The organism is Cohaesibacter sp. CAU 1516 (genome assembly GCF_005771485.1).
Classification (GTDB): Bacteria; Pseudomonadota; Alphaproteobacteria; order Rhizobiales; family Cohaesibacteraceae; genus Cohaesibacter; species Cohaesibacter intestini.
On the sequence record NZ_VANT01000001.1, the window covers coordinates 519,688 to 535,041 of the forward strand.

Sequence of the window (15,354 nt, forward strand, 5' to 3'; positions counted from 1 at the left end):
GGGCAAAAGGGGGCGCATTCACAATTCGTCCCCCGTGCAAAAAAGGCCCTACCAGACGGTGCGGCCTCCATCGATGGAAAGGGTGGTGCCATTCATGTAGCTCGATGCGTCCGAAATCATGAAGGCGACCGCGGCTTTATATTCGTCCTTGTCGGCCATCCGTCCCATGGGGATGAGGTTGGTCAAGCGTTCAACGAAGGCGTCGTCCTGGCCATTATAGACCCCGCCGGGGGCCAGTACATTGGCGCGCACGCCCTTGTCGGGCCAATAGGTGGCCAAATACCGGGTGAGGCCGATGAGGCCCGCTTTGACGACGGAATAAGTCACCGGTTTGACACTTTGGGTCTCGGTGCTTTCACCCTCGTTGCGATAGATGCGCTGATCCGGGGCGATAACGCCGAGATCGGAGGCGATGTTGAGAATGACACCACCGTCCTTCTGCGCCATGTGCGTGCCGAAGATTTTCGCGCAGAGCATCGCTCCGGTCAGGCCGACGGAGATGTCGTCTTGCCAGATCTGAAGCGGGAAATCCTCAAAGCGCGACCAGTTGGCCCCATCGGTGGATTCCATCTTGGGATTGTTGGCGGCATTGTTGATCAGGATATCAATGCGGCCAAAGCGCGTCAGAATGGCGTCGCGCACTGCCGTGATGGCGTCGGGGTTGGTGATGTCGACGCCAATGGAGAAGGTCTGGCAGCCATGGGTGGCTTCCAGATCTTTGGCGGCATCCGCCGCTCGGATCGCATCAAGGTCAAGCAGGCAAGGGATGCCGCCAAGCTCAGCCACAGCCTCGGCATGTTTGCGGCCAAGCAAACCTGCGCCGCCGGTGATGATCGCCACTCGGTCGGTTAGATCAAAGCTGCTCAATACACTGTTGGTCATGGACGTCTATCCTTCAGTCATGTCAGCGGCGGGTCTGGCCGCCATCAAGGGTCCAGATTTGGCCCGTGGCAAAGGTTGCCTGATCGGAGGTCAGCCAAAGGGTGAGATTGGCGATCTCTTCGGGGGTGCCCAGACGGGCAAGCGCCACATCCTTTTGCAGCATCTGATCAACGGCTTCTTCATTCTCATCCAGCTTGCGCTGCCAGACCGAGCCGTCAAACAGGATGTTGCCCGGCGCAATGGCGTTGATGCGAATGCCATCCTTGCCCAAGGGCCGGGCGATGCCTTTGACAAAAGCATTGAGCGCAGCCTTGGCGGTGGAATAGGTGACGGGTGCGCCGGGGATGGTTTCATTGCCGCAAATGGAGGAAATGCAAAGGATCGACCCGGTCTGTCTGGTGATCAGGTCGCGACAGCTTTCCACCATATTTGTCGTGCTCCACAGATTGGTGGCAAAGACCCGTTGCCATTCGGCGGCTGTTTCCTGACCGGGTGGCACAGAGGCCCCGGAGCCGACATTGCAGACAAGGATATCGAGGCTGCCAAAAAGAGCGCGGGCTGCATCAGCGATTCTTTGCGCCTCTGCCGGATCAGAGACATCACCCACCACATAGGAACAGCGCTCAGCGCCGAGGCTGTCGCATGCCTGTTTCAGGGGCGCTTCGGTGCGGCCATTCAGCAGCACATGACAGCCGGCCTGATGCAGAGCGCGGGCGATGGCAAGGCCAATGCCTTTGGATGAACCGGTGATGAGGGCGGACTTGCCTTTGAGATCAATCATAGGTGCCTCCCGCCTGCTTCAGCCCGTCCTTGACGAAGGCGCGGTAGGCGAGAATGGCTCTGAGATGATCGCCATCGGCGGCTCGGGCGGTTTGCAGAATGATGTCGCCTGAATACTTGGCTTCCGCCATGCAGGCGAACAGTGAAGGGAAGTCCGCAGCCCCCGTACCAAGCGGCACGGTGGTGCCTTGATAGAGGCGGTCTTTGATATGAAGATTGACAATCCGCTCGCCATAGGCGGCCCATTCTTGCCTGACATCATAGCCAATGCCAGCGCTGTTGCCGCTGTCATAATTGATGCCGAAGGTCGGGGCGGGTAGCTTGGCGATGAAGCTGGCCAATGGCTGCGGGGCTAAGTCGCTTTCAAACAGGATGGCGATGCCAAGGCTGTCAAACAAAGCCTTGCGGGCAAGCAGCGCATCGATCAGGCATGCAGTCTGGGTTTCGGTCTGCAAGCTGCCATTGTCGACCAGAGGCACGACGATGTTGCGAATGCCGACCGTGCTGGCGGCCCGGCAAATGGCTTCGAAATCGGCAAGCAGGGCGGTTTTTTTCGCCGCGCTTTCGGCCTTCCAGAAAGGGGCCTGCATGAAGCAGTCGCCGGTGAGGTTTGGAATGGTGAGGTGATGCTTGTCACACAGGGCGCGGATTTCGGCTTGGCCTTGTTCCGTCATCAGCGGATTGTCATAGAGGTCTGCCTGATCGAGCGTCCATTCCATGCAATGGATGCCGATGCTGTCAGCCAGCGCCATTTCCTTTTGCCAGTCTTCCCATGGGAAGGCCTGAATCATGCCATTGACCTGTGGGACCAAGCGGCCCTGAATGAAGCCAATCATGTCTCTTTCACCAATTCGATCAGAAGATTTGAGGTTTGGCCGCTGGCCACCAGCTTGTCGATATAGGCCGCATTGAGCGCCGCCAATTGGTCGCTGAGCCAAGAGGTCAGTACCGGATCATGACCCTCGAGCTTGACCTCGGACAGGCCGATCTCGCAGGTGCCTTGTGGGCCGTCATTCATGATCCAGTGCAGATGATTGAGCAGATTATAATCCTGCGTGTAGTGCAGACACATCGCCTCATCTGCAAAGCCTGCGTCCTTGCAGGCCTTTTTCAAAGCGTCGCCTGAGAAATAGAAAAGATGCTCGGCATGATAATAGAATTGGGTGTAGCTGGGGACCTTCCATGTGGTCAGCAAAGGGTCATAGAGGTTCGGCACCTCGATGAAGGCACGACCACCGGGTTTCAGCGCCTTATAGACATCCTTGAGGAAGGCGACCGGGTCGGGCGTATGTTCCAGCACCTGAAAGGAGCAGACGATATCAAATTGCTGATCGGCAAAGGGGCCGTCAGCGAAGAAGTCGGCGCTGATTTCAAAGGCGAAGCGCTCGGCCATGTAGGCGCAGCAATCTGTATCCAGCTCAATGGCTGCGAGGCGGTTGGCTTTGCCCTCCAGATGGGTGAGGAACTGCCCGGCAGATGCGCCTATTTCCAACAGGTCGGTCTGGGGCGTCACATGGGGCAGGATCAGATCGAGGCGCTGCTGCTGAAAACGGCTATAGATGGTGAACATCTCTTCCGCATGGGTCGCGGTGCCTTCGGCCTTGTGGGAGACCTTTTTGCGATATTCGCTCTCATAGAAGGCTTTGACATCGAACGGTTTGCCATCGAGGAAGCCGATGTCGCAGGAGGGGCAATGATAGACCACCCCTTCGCCCCGGCGCAATTTGGCGGTCAGGACATGATCGCAGACCGCGCCACAGCGTGGGCAAGGCTTGGTCAGGCCGTCAATGATCTGATGGGCAAGCATTACGCCCCCTTTGCGGTCAGCAGACAGACATATTGGGTGCGGGTGATGCCGCAGCCGAGATATTTGGGGATGGAATCCGTGGCCTTGTCGCGCATCATTTCCACCGAGAAGCCATGCTTTTCGGCTTCTTCATGCAGCTGCTGGAAGGTGAATTGATAGATCGGGTAGGAATGGTCCGCGCCGGGCTGGGAATAGTGGCCGACCTCAAAGCTGGTGCCAAGGAAGGTGCGCATTAGCACGAAACGTTTGGTGGTCTGGCAGATATGAGAAAGGGCGCTTTGCCACTCATCGACATGTTCCAGCGTGCCGGACATGACCGAAATGTCGGTCTCACGCGGCTTGCTTTGGCCAATATCGAGCAGCTCGAAGGGGTGCTGAGGGAAATGCAGGCGGGCAATGTCGAGATAGGTTTGGGAAATGTCATAGCCCTGATAGTCAATCGGGCATTGGCCCAGATCCCGCAGACCGACATTGAAGGCCCCGGTGCAGCAGCCAATGTCATTGACCTTGCGCGGATTGTCCCCCCAGTCAGCGGTCTTTTCATTGATGAAGGTGACGAATTGCTCCACCCAGAAGAGCGGTGGCTGGGACAGGCGATCAATGCAGAGCTGGAGATAATCCTCATCCTGCTTGGTGTGCCAATCAATGGAGTGTCGGGTCATGAGGCGAGCATCTCCACAAGTTCGAGGATCAGGCCTTCCGGGCCGCGGCAATAAACCAGCTTGGCCATGCCATCGGGGGAAAATTGGATGTCGGAATGCAGCCGGACTCCATGCTGGAGGAGCGTGGCGCAGGTGGCTTCCAGATCATTGACCGTGAAGGCCATATGGGTGAGGCCGGTGCTGACGGGGCTGCCCTCCCAATCCGACTTGTCTGGATGGGAGGTGAATTTCAGCAGCTCGAGCAGATTGCCATCGGGGGCGGCCAGCTTGACCGTGGTGACGGCCACATCATCAAGCTCCATGATCGCGTCGATATGGGGTCCTGCTTCGTCCATCCGTCGGGCGACCGTAAAGCCCATGACGTCGCACCAGAAATGGAGGCTCTTGTCGAGATCCTGAACCACGAGGCCGGTATGACGGATGTTGGTGATCATACGGCCGCATCCACTTCTGCGATGCACTCGCCCAAGACCGCCATGGCTTCAAGAATGGCGTCGTCGGGGATGGTCAGCGGTGGGCCAAGCTTGATGGATTCGCGTCCGGTATGAACCATCAGCAGGCCCTTCTGCATGGCAAGTTCACAGACCTTGCTGCCAAAGGCCCCGTCGGCCTCGCGCGTGCCGGGCTTATAAAAGAAGATCGCGGCCAACAGGCCATGGCCCAGAGACGGCCCCATCCGGTGCGGGAAGCGGGCTTCGAGCTTGCGCAGCTCGGCAAAGAGCAGCTCGCCCTTGCGGCGGGATTCCTCAATCAGATTTTTGCTCTCGATTTCCTCGAGCACCGCAAGGCCAGCGGCGCAGCAGAGCGGATTGGCGGAATGGGTGCTGCTCATATTGCCAATGTCGGGCAGGTCCATAATATGCTTGCGACCGATGACGCCGGAAATCGGCACGCCGCCACCCATGCCTTTGCCAACGCAAATGAGATCGGGTTCGACCTCATAATGCTGATAGCCAAAGGCCTTGCCGCAGCGGGCGAAACCGGCCTGCATTTCATCAAAAGCCAACAGGAGATTATGCTTGTCGCAGATCGCCTTGATGGCCTGCACATAGTCCTTGGGATAGAAGACCGCGCCCCAGCCCTGAAAGGTCTCCAACATGAAACCAGCAATGTCGGTGGCCAGATCAATGCCCTTGTCCGCCAGCTCGGCAAGGCCCTTGTCGAGGATGTCGAGGCCGGTCTTGTCGTTGGTCTCCCACGGATAGGGGAAGGGAATGTGATGAATGTCTGGGTCGAGGGTGCCGATCCAGCTTTTCTGGCCCTCGTTCGAGCTCAGCATTTGGGCACCAAGGGTGCGGCCATGCCAGTTATTCTGGATGGTGATGATGCCGCCACGCTTTTTGCCGACCGACTGGCCATGCATGCGGATGAGCTTGAGGGCCGCTTCGGTGGCCTCGGTGCCAGCAGACAAAAGAAACGCTTTCTCAAATGGCTTACCAGCAAAGGCCAGCAATTTTTCCAGATAGCGAGCGCGGACCTCATTGCCATAGGCGTAGCAGCTATAAAGCGGCTTATCCAATGTGGCGGCAATGGCGCTGGAAAGATGCGGGTTGGAATGGCCGACATTGGCGACAAAGATGCAGGAGGTGAAGTCGATCCATTTGTTGCCTGCCGCATCAAACACATTGTAATTGATCGCGCTATCCCAGACCAACGGCAGCTGGCCATGCATGGAGCGGCTTTCGGTTTCATCGAGGCGGGCCAAAATCTCGGCGGTGCCGGGGCAGGGAATGGCCGTCTTGATCGTCCGGTGGGCTGTGTCGACCGGGGCAACCTGTTGCGGGTCGCGGGAGAAAAGCTGGTGCGCCATCAAGGGGCCTCATCAAACAGAAGGTCTAAGATTTCGGGTTCTTGGCTGACCCGATATTCGATATGGCGGAAATCGTCTTCGCTATCGACTTCAAGGGAGACCGGGGTGAGGAAGGGCAGAACATGGTCGCCATTCATCAATCCGGTGCGGCGGATGAAGTCGGTCGAAAGCACATCGACATAGCCATTGGGGAAATAGGTGGTCGGGCAGGCCTGTCGCGCCCGGTTGGCGGCGTCGAGTGCCGTGCTGCCGGTGCCGACACAGGCCAATATGCCGTCTTGATTGATCTCGAAGGTCTTGTAGGCGGATTCTGACATTTCATGAACCGAGCGCAGGGAGGTGGCTGTGCTGGAGGCCTCAAAGGCCGCAATCGCCGCATCAATCAGCGAAGGGTCGCGCATCGGCGTGGTCGGGCGGATCTGGACAATCAGGCGTGGCTCGCTGTCATGCGCTTTCAGCCAATCCAGAGCATGGAGGACGAATTCAATATCCTGCGAGCGATCCTGCGAAATTTCAGTAGGGCGCAGGAAGGGGGCGTCAGCCCCGAGCTTGAGCGCCAATTGGCGATAATCCTTAGAATCCGTCGTCACGATGGTGCGGTCGATACGCTTGGATTTGAGGCAGGCGGCGATGGACCATTCGAGTAGGCTGTGACCGGCCAGCGGGCGGATATTCTTGTTCGGCACCCCTTTGGAGCCGCCACGGGCCGGGATCAGCGCGATGATCTCACTCATACGTTGCCTCCCGGCAGGTGGGTCTCAGGGAAGAGGCTGTCTTCGACAATGCCGCAAATGATATGGCCAAACAGGATATGGCATTCTTGAATGCGGGCGGTGACGCTGGATGGCACCTTGATGCAGTCGCAGAGCGCGGCCAACTGTCCGCCCGTGTCACCGGTGAAGGCAACGGTGTGGATGCCGAGCTTATTGGCGGCTTTGACCGCTTGAATGATATTGCCGCTATTGCCGCTGGTGGAAATGGCAATGAAGACATCTTGGCTGGTAGCCATCGCTTCCAATTCGCGGGCAAAGATACGGTCATAGCCATAATCGTTGGAAATGGCGGTGGCGAGCGACGCATTGGCACCAAGAACGAGGCCGGGCAAGGGCGCACGGTCGCGGCGGAAGCGGCAGACAAATTCAGCGGCCAGATGCTGGGCATCGGCGAAGGAGCCGCCATTGCCCGCCAAAATCACCTTGCCGCCTGCTTTTAGGCTGTCGACACAGGTTTGAGAAAGCGCAGCAAGCTGTTCGAGCAAGGCTTCATCGGCGAGGGCTGCCTGCTTGGCCGCGATTGAGGCCGCTATTTCTTGATTTATCGTTGAAAGCACAGTGAACCCAAATCTTTCCCAGAATCAAAGATAGTGGAAGCAGTGTAAACCATGGTCCAGCTCTGTGGTATTGCCGGGCCATGGCTTGTTAACGGATTGTCACAAGCCTTGTTTGACAGCTTGTCCTAGAGCCTGCCTTCAAGGCGCTCAAAGGCGATCCAGAAGCCTTCGCCCTCGCCCTTGTGGCCCTGCCAGATTTCCGGGATGAAGGGGGTGTCGGGGCAGCCTCGCTTGAGGATCGCGCCGAGGCGATCAAAATCGAGCGTGCCTTCGCCGATTTGCAGGCCTTCCCCATTCAGCCCGCTGGCGTCACCCAAATGGAGATGAGCGGAGACGGGGGCAATTTTTGCCGCAAAGTCATAAAAATCGACACCCAGATGGTTGCAGGTCAGCGAGGAATGGGAAATGTCGAAACACATCCGCAGGTCAAGTTTCTGGCAATAATGCAGGATGTCTTCGATGGTGACGAAGAGATTCTGATAGCGCTGGCCACCAAAATGCCATGGGAAGGGGGCCATGGTCTGCGGGATCAGCTCGACGCCATCGCGGTCCAGCGCCTCAAGGCTTTGCGCGAAGCGCGCGTAATAGCCTTCAATCGCGTCTTTGGGCAGCGGCGCATCCATGGTGAAGCCACCAATATTGGCGACGATCATCGGGCGTTTTGTCTTCGGGAAATAGGCCTTCAGCGCACGGGTGATGTCGATGACCCGCTGGGTCTCGGCGATGGATTTTTGCCGCTCGGCCTCATCTGGCGTGGCGAGGTCCATCAGGCGGCTTTCGGCGAACAATTCCGGCGCATGGACGACAAAATCGCAGTCATAAGGGCCCTCAAGATAGTCTTCGAGCTTCAAGTCCATATCCGAATAGGAGAGATGGAACTCGTAGAAGTCCGGCGTGATGCGTTTGGCGAAGGCGGCATAATCATGATAGCGCACCGGCACGCCCCATGGGCGGTCAAAGGCATAGTGGCGGGGTTCGGCGGCATGAAGCGCCAGATCGGCGGGATAGAAGAAATCCTCAAAGCCCATGTCGCGCTTGGCTGTCTTGCCGATCAGCGCCTCAAAATGCTGCGGGGCGAGGCCCTGACCGGGGCTGCGGATTTTGATGTGGTCGGCAGTGATTTCCGTGCCTTTGGCAATGGGGGCGGCGGCAACGAGACTTTTGGCGAGATTTTCCCGGTTGATCATTTCGCCCTGTGACAGATTGCGCTCGGTGCCGGAGCCCAAGGCTTCTTCAACCTGCCGGATGCCATCGACCAGCTGGCGGAATTCGGCTTTTTCCAAGGAGGCCGCATGGTCGGGGCCTTCCATCGCCCGGTCGGCGGTGAAATGGCGCTCGATGATGCAAGCGCCCAAGGCAACGGCTGCGATGGAGACCGCCGTGCCGCGCTCATGGCCGGAATAGCCCACCACCGGATGACGTTGGCGCAATCCCTCCATCCAGCGCAGATTGATGTCGTGGAAGGGAGCGGGATAGGTGCTGTTGCAATGAAGAAGCGCGAAGCTGGCCTTGCGCGCCTGCAGGAAAGCGACAGTGGTTTCGACCTCCTCGGTACGGCTCATGCCGGTGGAGAGGATCAGCGGCTTGCCGGTTTTGGCCAAGGCATCGAGCAGAGGCAGGTTGGTGAGGTCAGCGGACGCCACCTTATAGGCTTCGACGCCCATCTCTTCGAGCACGTCGAGGCTTGTAACGTCCCAAGGGGTGCAGAGATAAAGCACGCCTTTTTCGTCACAATAGCTTTTCAGTTTGCGATGTTCATCCTTGCTCAGCTCGAAGCGTTGCAGCAGATCGACAATATATTCCGAGCCGAGATCCTCGCCTGCCTTTTTGAGGCTGCGTTCGCGATAGACCTGATCGAGGTGGCGCATCTGGAATTTGACGCAATCGGCTCCGGCATCGATCGCCTGATTGATCAGATCGATGGCCAGCTCGAAAGAGCCATTGTGGTTGTTGCCAATCTCGGCGATGACAAAGCATCGCCCTTCGCCGACAGTGAATGGGCCAATTTTCAGGGACATCTTGAACTTCCAGACTAATCTTCGAGGGATTGCTTGCCTTCGCGGATGGTCCAGGCATTCAGGCCATCAGCTTCAAAGCGGAAGGGCAGGGTCGTCAGGCCCATGGCCTGCAAACCGGTCATGACTTTATGCTTTTTGAAGGGCGGAACATAAAAAAGGAAAAAGCCGCCGCCGCCAGCGCCCAAAATCTTGCCGCCAATGGCCCCCAGTTCGAGGGCCGCATCATAAATGCGATCAAGTTCGTCGGTGCTGATTTTGCCGCTCAATTGGCGCTTGATCTTCCATAATTCATGCAGGCTTTGGCCAAATTGCATCAGGCGGCCGCGCAGCAGATCGTTGCGCAGCTGGTAGGTCAGCTCAACCGAGCGGCTGACCAGCGCGCGGATTTCGGCATTCAACATGGTCTTGCGCTGATCATCGTGGATTTCGCCGGATTCATGCACGGTGCCGGTGTTGCACAGCACGAGACTTTCTTCCAGTTCGAACAGGATGTCGTCATTGATCCGCAAGGGATTGACCACCGTCTGCTCCATGCCGAATTCCATGAAGTTGAAGCCGCCGAAAACGGTCGCATATTGGTCCTGCCAACCGCCGGCAATGTCGAGATAGAGGCGTTCGGCCTGAAAGGCCAGTTCGGCCAGTTCATGGCGGTCCCAACGGTCCTGCCGGAACTGGTTGAAGCAGCCAAGGATGGCAGCCGACACCGCCGACGAGCCGCCAAGGCCGGATTTTAGCGGGAAGTCAGAATTGACATAGAGTTCAAAGCCGAAGGCTGGCTGGATGGTGCGCAGCAGAGCCAAAATCAGATTGAAGGGCCCCGGTTTGGTGAAAGCCTCTTGCAGATTGTCAGCCTTGAGGGTCTCGCCCAGATCAAGGGACGAAATGATCACCTTCAAATCCTTGCGTTTGCGCAAGGTGGCGTGGGAATAGGAGGAAATGGTGGAATTGATCACCGCGCCCTGATGATCAGAGAAAAAGTGGGTCAGGTCCGACCCGCCGCCGCCAAAGCTGACCCGGACGGGCGCGCGGGCGCGGGCATAGACCGGTTCCTCAATCTGGATCGGGACGTGTTTTTTGGTGACGACCTGCACCAACTTGCCATCCTCATCGAGCACCGGGATCAGTCGAATTTTCTGATCAAGCTGTTTAAGCAGCAACTCGCGCGGGGTTTTCAAGTCAGCGGCCATGAAATCGGCATTGCCGCAATGGCTAATCGGGTCTTCGAGGGTCATGTCCGCGAGCAGTTTGCGCCGGATGTCGCCGTCGGTGGCAATAGCAATGACCCGATCCGCATCATCGGTCACCAGAATGCAGCCTTCGTGATTTTTCTCGATCTTGACCAGCGTTTCCCGAAGTGTGGCATTCTGATGGATCTGAAATTTATCGAGAGGCACTGCTAGATTCCCTGTTCTGCGATCATCGCTTGAAAATACTCATAATCAGCAGGAACGCCAATGTCGATGAAGGCACAATCGATCTTGATGGCGCGGATTGCGCCGGATTTCACCAGTTTCGGCAGAATCTCAGCCTCCAACGACAGAAATGATCCATCCCAATCGGTCAGACAGTGCGGATTGAGGCGATAAATGCCTGCATTGATCCAGCCCGACTCGCTTTGGTTCTGTTTTTCTTCAAAGGCAATGATCCGGTTTTTGTCGAATTGAACGCGGCCATAGCGGTTGGCATTCTCGACATGGGTAATGGCCATGGCTTGCCCGTCTGCCTTGACCATGGTTTCCATTCCGGCTGGCAGCCAGGTGTCGGCATTGGTGGCAAGGAATGTCTCCTCAATGGCAAGCTCTGCCAAGGCATTGGCTAAAGACCCTCCGGTGCCCAGAGGCTGAGCCTCGATGATGGAGCGACAGCTGCAACCTTCAAAGCTGGGCTGGGCGAACTGGTCTTCCAGAAAGGCTTCGATCTGTTCGGCCCGGTGATGCAACAGGAACACAAAATCGCGGATGCCTGCATCACGCCAATTGTCCAGCATATAGGCGAGGAACGGGCGGCCATGAACCGGGGCGAGCGGCTTGGGGACATCATGGACAACGGATTGCAGACGGGTGCCGAACCCCCCGGCCAAAACCAAAAGAGGCATGTTTGTCATGGAGTTTCCGTGTCCCTCTTTGTGCTGTCCAAGTCTGTCGCAAGGATATGGGTGACAGCGGCGCCAAAGCAATCAAAGACCGGGAAGACAGCCTCTAACCCTTGCGCCTTCAGCCTGTCGGGCAGCGGGCCGTCGCCGCTATTGACGCCAATGCCGAGACCTCCTGCGGCTTGTGCGGCCAGCAGATCGGACGGGGCGTCACCGATATAGACAATCTGGTCGGGCGTGGCGTCATGTCGCTTGGCCATTTCAAGGGCAAAGCGGGGGGAGGGTTTGCGGTGGACCGGTTCTGCGTCGGGATGCTCCGGTGCCACGCAGATGGCTTCGAAGGGAGAGGACGGGAAGGCAAGCAGCTCGATCATTCGCTCGTTGCAGGCGATGGCTTGCTCCAACGTGAAATAGCCCCGACCAACCCCGGACTGGTTGGTGTGAAGAAACAGCAAATGGCCTGCTTCCTTGAGGCGCACCAAACCATCGCGCACACCGGGCAGCAGCTCAACGGCATCGGGATCGCACAAATAGGGGATATGCCGGATCAGGGTGCCGTCCCGGTCGAGAAAAATCAGATAGGGAGCACCGGTCATGAGGGCTTCCACTTGCTCAGCGCAGGACCCAATGGCCTCAGGACGCGGTGTCGATTGACAGACCGCGCTGCTGCTTCACTTGTTGTGGCACCTGGCCGGACTGACCGTAGGTCTGGGTCTGACCGTGCTTTTGAACTTTCTGGTTCAGCCCGTCCACCAGTTCGGCAGAGACTTCACGCGCGGTGCTGATCACTGCCAGATTGGCCTGAAGGGTGCTTTGGAACATATGGTGACGGCGGGTCAGCTGCTCGGCATCTTGCGGGGCAAGCTGCTTGACGAGGGAGGCATTGGTGGTGATTGCCTTTTGCAAAAGCATATACTGGATCGACAGTTGGTTTTTTGCTTCGACCAGCTCGAGAGCCTCTGCAAGCTTGCCTTCCCGCAGCAGGTCGGTTTCCTCGACCAGCACGTCATCAAGGCTATCCATGATCTGTTCGATGGCGCCGAGCAGGCGCTGGACATCGTCCGGGCTGCCGATCGGCGTTTTGGCAAGGGTTGCGGCCTGCGTTACAGGATTGGGGGCGGTCTGGTTCTCTTCGGACATCTTATTGCTCCATTTCCTGAAGGCTGATCAATTCGCGCATGATGGAGTCGGCAATGCCGATCCCGCCGGATTTGGTGATGGTGTCGGCATAGGTTTCGGTCAACAGGCCGCGATAGGTTTCCTCGGCGTAGGAACCGCCGAAGGCATCATCCTTGCCCACGCCTTCGAACATGGCAGACATCATCTGATTGAGAAAGACGCCTTCAAACTGTTCGGCTACGGCGCGCGCCTGTTCCTTGCTGTTGAGCTGGGAGTTCAAGCCCTGATTGGGCGCGATGGAAAAAGGTGTTGCATTGAGAGTGGTCATTACATCACCTCGATTTCTGCCTGAAGGGCGCCTGCGGCCTTGATGGCCTGAAGGATGGAGATCATGTCGCGGGGGCCGACGCCCAGCGCGTTGAGGCCGGAGACCAGATCGCGCAGGGGCACGCTGCCTTGCAACAGGGCCAGTTTCTTATCGGAGTCTGTCGAGACATCAACCTGAGAGCGGGGCACGACGGTGGTTTCGCCATTGGCCAACGGGTTCGGCTGGGCGACCTGCGGAGCCTCGGAGACGGTAACTGTCAGGTTGCCCTGCGCAATGGCAACGGTGCTGACGCGGACTTCCTGCCCCATGACGATGATGCCGGTGGTCTCGTCAATGACGATCTTGGCTGGCAGGTCCGGTTCGATCAGCAATTGTTCGATGTCGGTGACCAGATCCACCATGTTGCCGTTGAAATTGCGCGGCAGGGACAGGCGCACTTCGGTTGGATTGAGAGGCTCGGCAACCGGCTGGCCAATCAAGTCATTGATCGATTGGGCGATGCGGCGGGCGGTGGTCAGGTCCGGATTGCGCAAAGACAGGCGCATGGTGGACATGCTGGCCAGCTTGAAGGGCAATTCGCGTTCCACAAGGCCGCCATTGGCAATGCGACCTGCGGTCGGCACCCCTTGGGTGATGGTGGCGGCATCGCCTTTGGCCGAGAAGCCGCCGATTGCGATGGAGCCCTGCGCGATGGCATAGGCTTCGCCATCCGCACCCATCAAGGGGGTGACCATCAGGGTGCCGCCCTGCAGGCTCTTGGCGTCACCCAGAGCGCTGATGGTAACGTCAATGCGCGAACCCTGCACGCTGAAGGGTGGCAGATTGGCGGTGACCATGACGGCTGCGACATTCTTGGTGTTCAGGTTGCTGTCGGAAATCTTGACGCCCATCCGTTCCAGCATGGCCTGCAGGCTCTGCTTGGTGAAGGGGGCGCTGCCCAGTGAGTCACCCGTGCCATTGAGGCCGACAACCAGACCATAACCGATCAGCTGGTTGTCTCGAATGCCTTCAAAATCGACGATGTCCTTGATCCGGGATGCACTCTGCGCTGGCAGAACAGCCAAGCACAATGCAGACAGTGCAATCAGAAGAGCAGAGCGAATTGACATTGCGGATTAACCTTTGTGAACCGGCTTGATTAAATGACGCGTCTTCCCTTGTCTTTTGCAAGCTCTATGCCAGCTTTTCCAAGAAGGAGGTATTTCTTTAAGGTGTTGACTTTATTTGCTTTAATTTTGCGCCTGAGCATATTGTCATTGTTGCGCGCAGTGCCGGGCTGCAAGAATTGCCGGGTCAATTAACGGCTTGTTAACCGAATAAGTTAATCTTTTCCTTAACGAGGTCAAAAGCCGTCACAGCCCGTCGATCCAGGTTTGGTGATCGGTGCCACAAGCGAGTAGCCAAAAGGGTAAAGCAATATGCGCATTCAATCAAACAACCCAGCCACACAACTTGGCAAATCGGGTTCCGCAGGTCGTGCGCGCAGCAGCTCAAGCAGCTTTTCCGTGCCGCAGGAAAGTGGCCAGACGAGCCAGGCGCAGCAGACCTCTCACTCTGCTGGTTTGAGTGATGTCACCTCGCTTCTCGCATTGCAGGGGGTCGAGGATCCGTTGCATGGCAAGCGGCGCAAGGCGATCCGCAAAGGCAACCGGATGTTGGATCTGCTGGAAGATGTGCGTCTTGGGCTGTTGTCCGGCAATCTGTCCATGTCGATTTTGCATCAGCTGGAGCGCCTGACCGAGATGGCAGAATCAAGCGGAGACGCGCGAATCGATGCCCTTGTCGAGGAAATCGGTTTGAGAGCACAGGTAGAACTGGCAAAGTTGGAGGGGCATCGCGCAGGTTGAGGTCTCGTAAAACCTACGAAGGTCTTAAGGGGCGGGAAAAGAGTTGGATTACACCCGGCAAAATTAATATCAACTTCACTTTTTGCTACTTGGTAGTTGTCTAAAAGAGCATGTCAATCTATATAGACCTCGTCTTTTATATAGGGAACCAAGGGGTAGCCCATGTCGGTCGAGATAGAAGATGACTATCGTCCAACGGACAATGAGCCCTTCATGAATGAACGGCAGACGGAATATTTCCGCCGCAAACTTTTCAAGTGGCGGGACGATATTCTGCGCGAAAGCCGCGAGACTTTGCAACACCTTCAAGATGACAGTTCAAACCATCCGGATCTCGTGGATCGGGCGTCTTCCGAGACGGACCGCGCCATCGAGCTCAGGGCCCGGGATCGCCAGCGCAAGCTGATCTCGAAGATCGATGCCGCATTGAAGCGGATCGAGGATGGCTCCTATGGCTATTGTGAGGATACGGGCGAACCGATCTCTCTCAAGCGTCTGGATGCCCGACCAACGGCAACCTTGTCTATTGAGGCACAGGAACGCCATGAGCGTCGGGAAAAGGTCTATCGGGACGATTGATCGTTCGGGTCAGGCCAGCTGCAAAACAAGCAATCAAGACATGAAAAGGACGCGGATCCGGGAGCTGGATCCGCGCCTTTTTTGTTTGCCACAGAGCCTG

The 15,354-nt window shown here is 57.4% G+C and carries 18 protein-coding genes; 2 read left to right on the top strand and 16 right to left on the bottom strand.

Going from position 1 to position 15,354, the window contains the following annotated elements; translation table 11 throughout:
• Nucleotides 1-48: 48 nt before the first annotated feature.
• The 16 genes from FDK21_RS02305 to FDK21_RS02380 all read right to left on the bottom strand — a co-directional run bounded on the left by FDK21_RS02305 (nt 49) and on the right by FDK21_RS02380 (nt 13,937).
• A complete protein-coding gene (locus FDK21_RS02305; RefSeq protein WP_138147369.1) occupies nt 49-882 on the bottom strand; it encodes an SDR family oxidoreductase in 834 nt (277 codons plus the stop codon).
• 22 nt (nt 883-904) lie between these two features.
• A complete protein-coding gene (locus FDK21_RS02310) occupies nt 905-1,663 on the bottom strand; it encodes an SDR family NAD(P)-dependent oxidoreductase (protein WP_138147370.1) in 759 nt (252 codons plus the stop codon).
• The gene (locus tag FDK21_RS02315) at nt 1,656-2,498 is read right to left on the bottom strand and encodes a TIM barrel protein (protein ID WP_138147371.1); all 843 of its coding nucleotides are present in this window, start codon (nt 2,496-2,498) and stop codon (nt 1,656-1,658) included. Before FDK21_RS02315 ends, FDK21_RS02310 begins: the two co-directional genes overlap by 8 nt.
• The gene (locus tag FDK21_RS02320; RefSeq protein WP_138147372.1) at nt 2,495-3,469 is read right to left on the bottom strand and encodes a class I SAM-dependent methyltransferase; all 975 of its coding nucleotides are present in this window, start codon (nt 3,467-3,469) and stop codon (nt 2,495-2,497) included. Before FDK21_RS02320 ends, FDK21_RS02315 begins: the two co-directional genes overlap by 4 nt.
• Nucleotides 3,469-4,131 carry a methyltransferase domain-containing protein gene (locus FDK21_RS02325; protein ID WP_138147373.1) on the bottom strand — a complete coding sequence of 221 codons (663 nt, stop codon included), beginning with the start codon at nt 4,129-4,131 and terminating at the stop codon, nt 3,469-3,471. The genes FDK21_RS02320 and FDK21_RS02325 overlap by 1 nt, the downstream gene beginning before the upstream one ends.
• The gene (locus FDK21_RS02330; RefSeq protein WP_138147374.1) at nt 4,128-4,565 is read right to left on the bottom strand and encodes a VOC family protein; all 438 of its coding nucleotides are present in this window, start codon (nt 4,563-4,565) and stop codon (nt 4,128-4,130) included. The genes FDK21_RS02325 and FDK21_RS02330 overlap by 4 nt, the downstream gene beginning before the upstream one ends.
• Nucleotides 4,562-5,941, bottom strand: a complete 1,380-nt coding sequence (locus FDK21_RS02335; RefSeq protein WP_138147375.1) for an aminotransferase class III-fold pyridoxal phosphate-dependent enzyme — start codon at nt 5,939-5,941, stop codon at nt 4,562-4,564. The genes FDK21_RS02330 and FDK21_RS02335 overlap by 4 nt, the downstream gene beginning before the upstream one ends.
• Nucleotides 5,941-6,675, bottom strand: a complete 735-nt coding sequence (locus tag FDK21_RS02340) for an acylneuraminate cytidylyltransferase family protein (protein WP_138147376.1) — start codon at nt 6,673-6,675, stop codon at nt 5,941-5,943. Before FDK21_RS02340 ends, FDK21_RS02335 begins: the two co-directional genes overlap by 1 nt.
• Nucleotides 6,672-7,271 (bottom strand): SIS domain-containing protein, encoded by a 600-nt coding sequence (locus FDK21_RS02345; protein WP_138147377.1) that lies wholly within the window; start codon nt 7,269-7,271, stop codon nt 6,672-6,674. Before FDK21_RS02345 ends, FDK21_RS02340 begins: the two co-directional genes overlap by 4 nt.
• A 125-nt stretch (nt 7,272-7,396) precedes the next feature.
• Nucleotides 7,397-9,289: an N-acetylneuraminate synthase family protein gene (locus FDK21_RS02350; protein WP_138147378.1), complete on the bottom strand. Its 1,893-nt coding sequence runs from the start codon at nt 9,287-9,289 to the stop codon at nt 7,397-7,399.
• 14 nt (nt 9,290-9,303) lie between these two features.
• Nucleotides 9,304-10,683: a CBS domain-containing protein gene (locus FDK21_RS02355; RefSeq protein WP_114009363.1), complete on the bottom strand. Its 1,380-nt coding sequence runs from the start codon at nt 10,681-10,683 to the stop codon at nt 9,304-9,306.
• 2 nt (nt 10,684-10,685) lie between these two features.
• Nucleotides 10,686-11,393: a sugar phosphate nucleotidyltransferase gene (locus FDK21_RS02360; protein ID WP_138147379.1), complete on the bottom strand. Its 708-nt coding sequence runs from the start codon at nt 11,391-11,393 to the stop codon at nt 10,686-10,688.
• Complete coding sequence (locus tag FDK21_RS02365) at nt 11,390-11,977, bottom strand: HAD-IIIA family hydrolase (protein WP_138147380.1); 588 nt, start codon at nt 11,975-11,977, stop codon at nt 11,390-11,392. The genes FDK21_RS02360 and FDK21_RS02365 overlap by 4 nt, the downstream gene beginning before the upstream one ends.
• A 37-nt stretch (nt 11,978-12,014) precedes the next feature.
• Complete coding sequence (locus tag FDK21_RS02370; protein WP_114009360.1) at nt 12,015-12,521, bottom strand: hypothetical protein; 507 nt, start codon at nt 12,519-12,521, stop codon at nt 12,015-12,017.
• Between the two features lies 1 nt (nt 12,522).
• The gene (locus FDK21_RS02375) at nt 12,523-12,828 is read right to left on the bottom strand and encodes a rod-binding protein (protein ID WP_138147381.1); all 306 of its coding nucleotides are present in this window, start codon (nt 12,826-12,828) and stop codon (nt 12,523-12,525) included.
• Complete coding sequence (locus tag FDK21_RS02380; protein WP_114009358.1) at nt 12,828-13,937, bottom strand: flagellar basal body P-ring protein FlgI; 1,110 nt, start codon at nt 13,935-13,937, stop codon at nt 12,828-12,830. Before FDK21_RS02380 ends, FDK21_RS02375 begins: the two co-directional genes overlap by 1 nt.
• A gap of 309 nt (nt 13,938-14,246) precedes the next feature.
• On the opposite strand from FDK21_RS02380, the gene FDK21_RS02385 reads away from it, so the two are divergent.
• Entirely contained in the window at nt 14,247-14,675 is a 429-nt protein-coding gene (locus tag FDK21_RS02385; RefSeq protein WP_114009357.1) for a flagellar assembly protein FliX, read from the top strand.
• Nucleotides 14,676-14,837: 162 nt separating this feature from the next.
• The gene (gene dksA / locus FDK21_RS02390) at nt 14,838-15,254 is read left to right on the top strand and encodes an RNA polymerase-binding protein DksA (RefSeq protein WP_114009356.1); all 417 of its coding nucleotides are present in this window, start codon (nt 14,838-14,840) and stop codon (nt 15,252-15,254) included.
• The last annotated feature ends 100 nt before the right edge of the window (nt 15,255-15,354 follow it).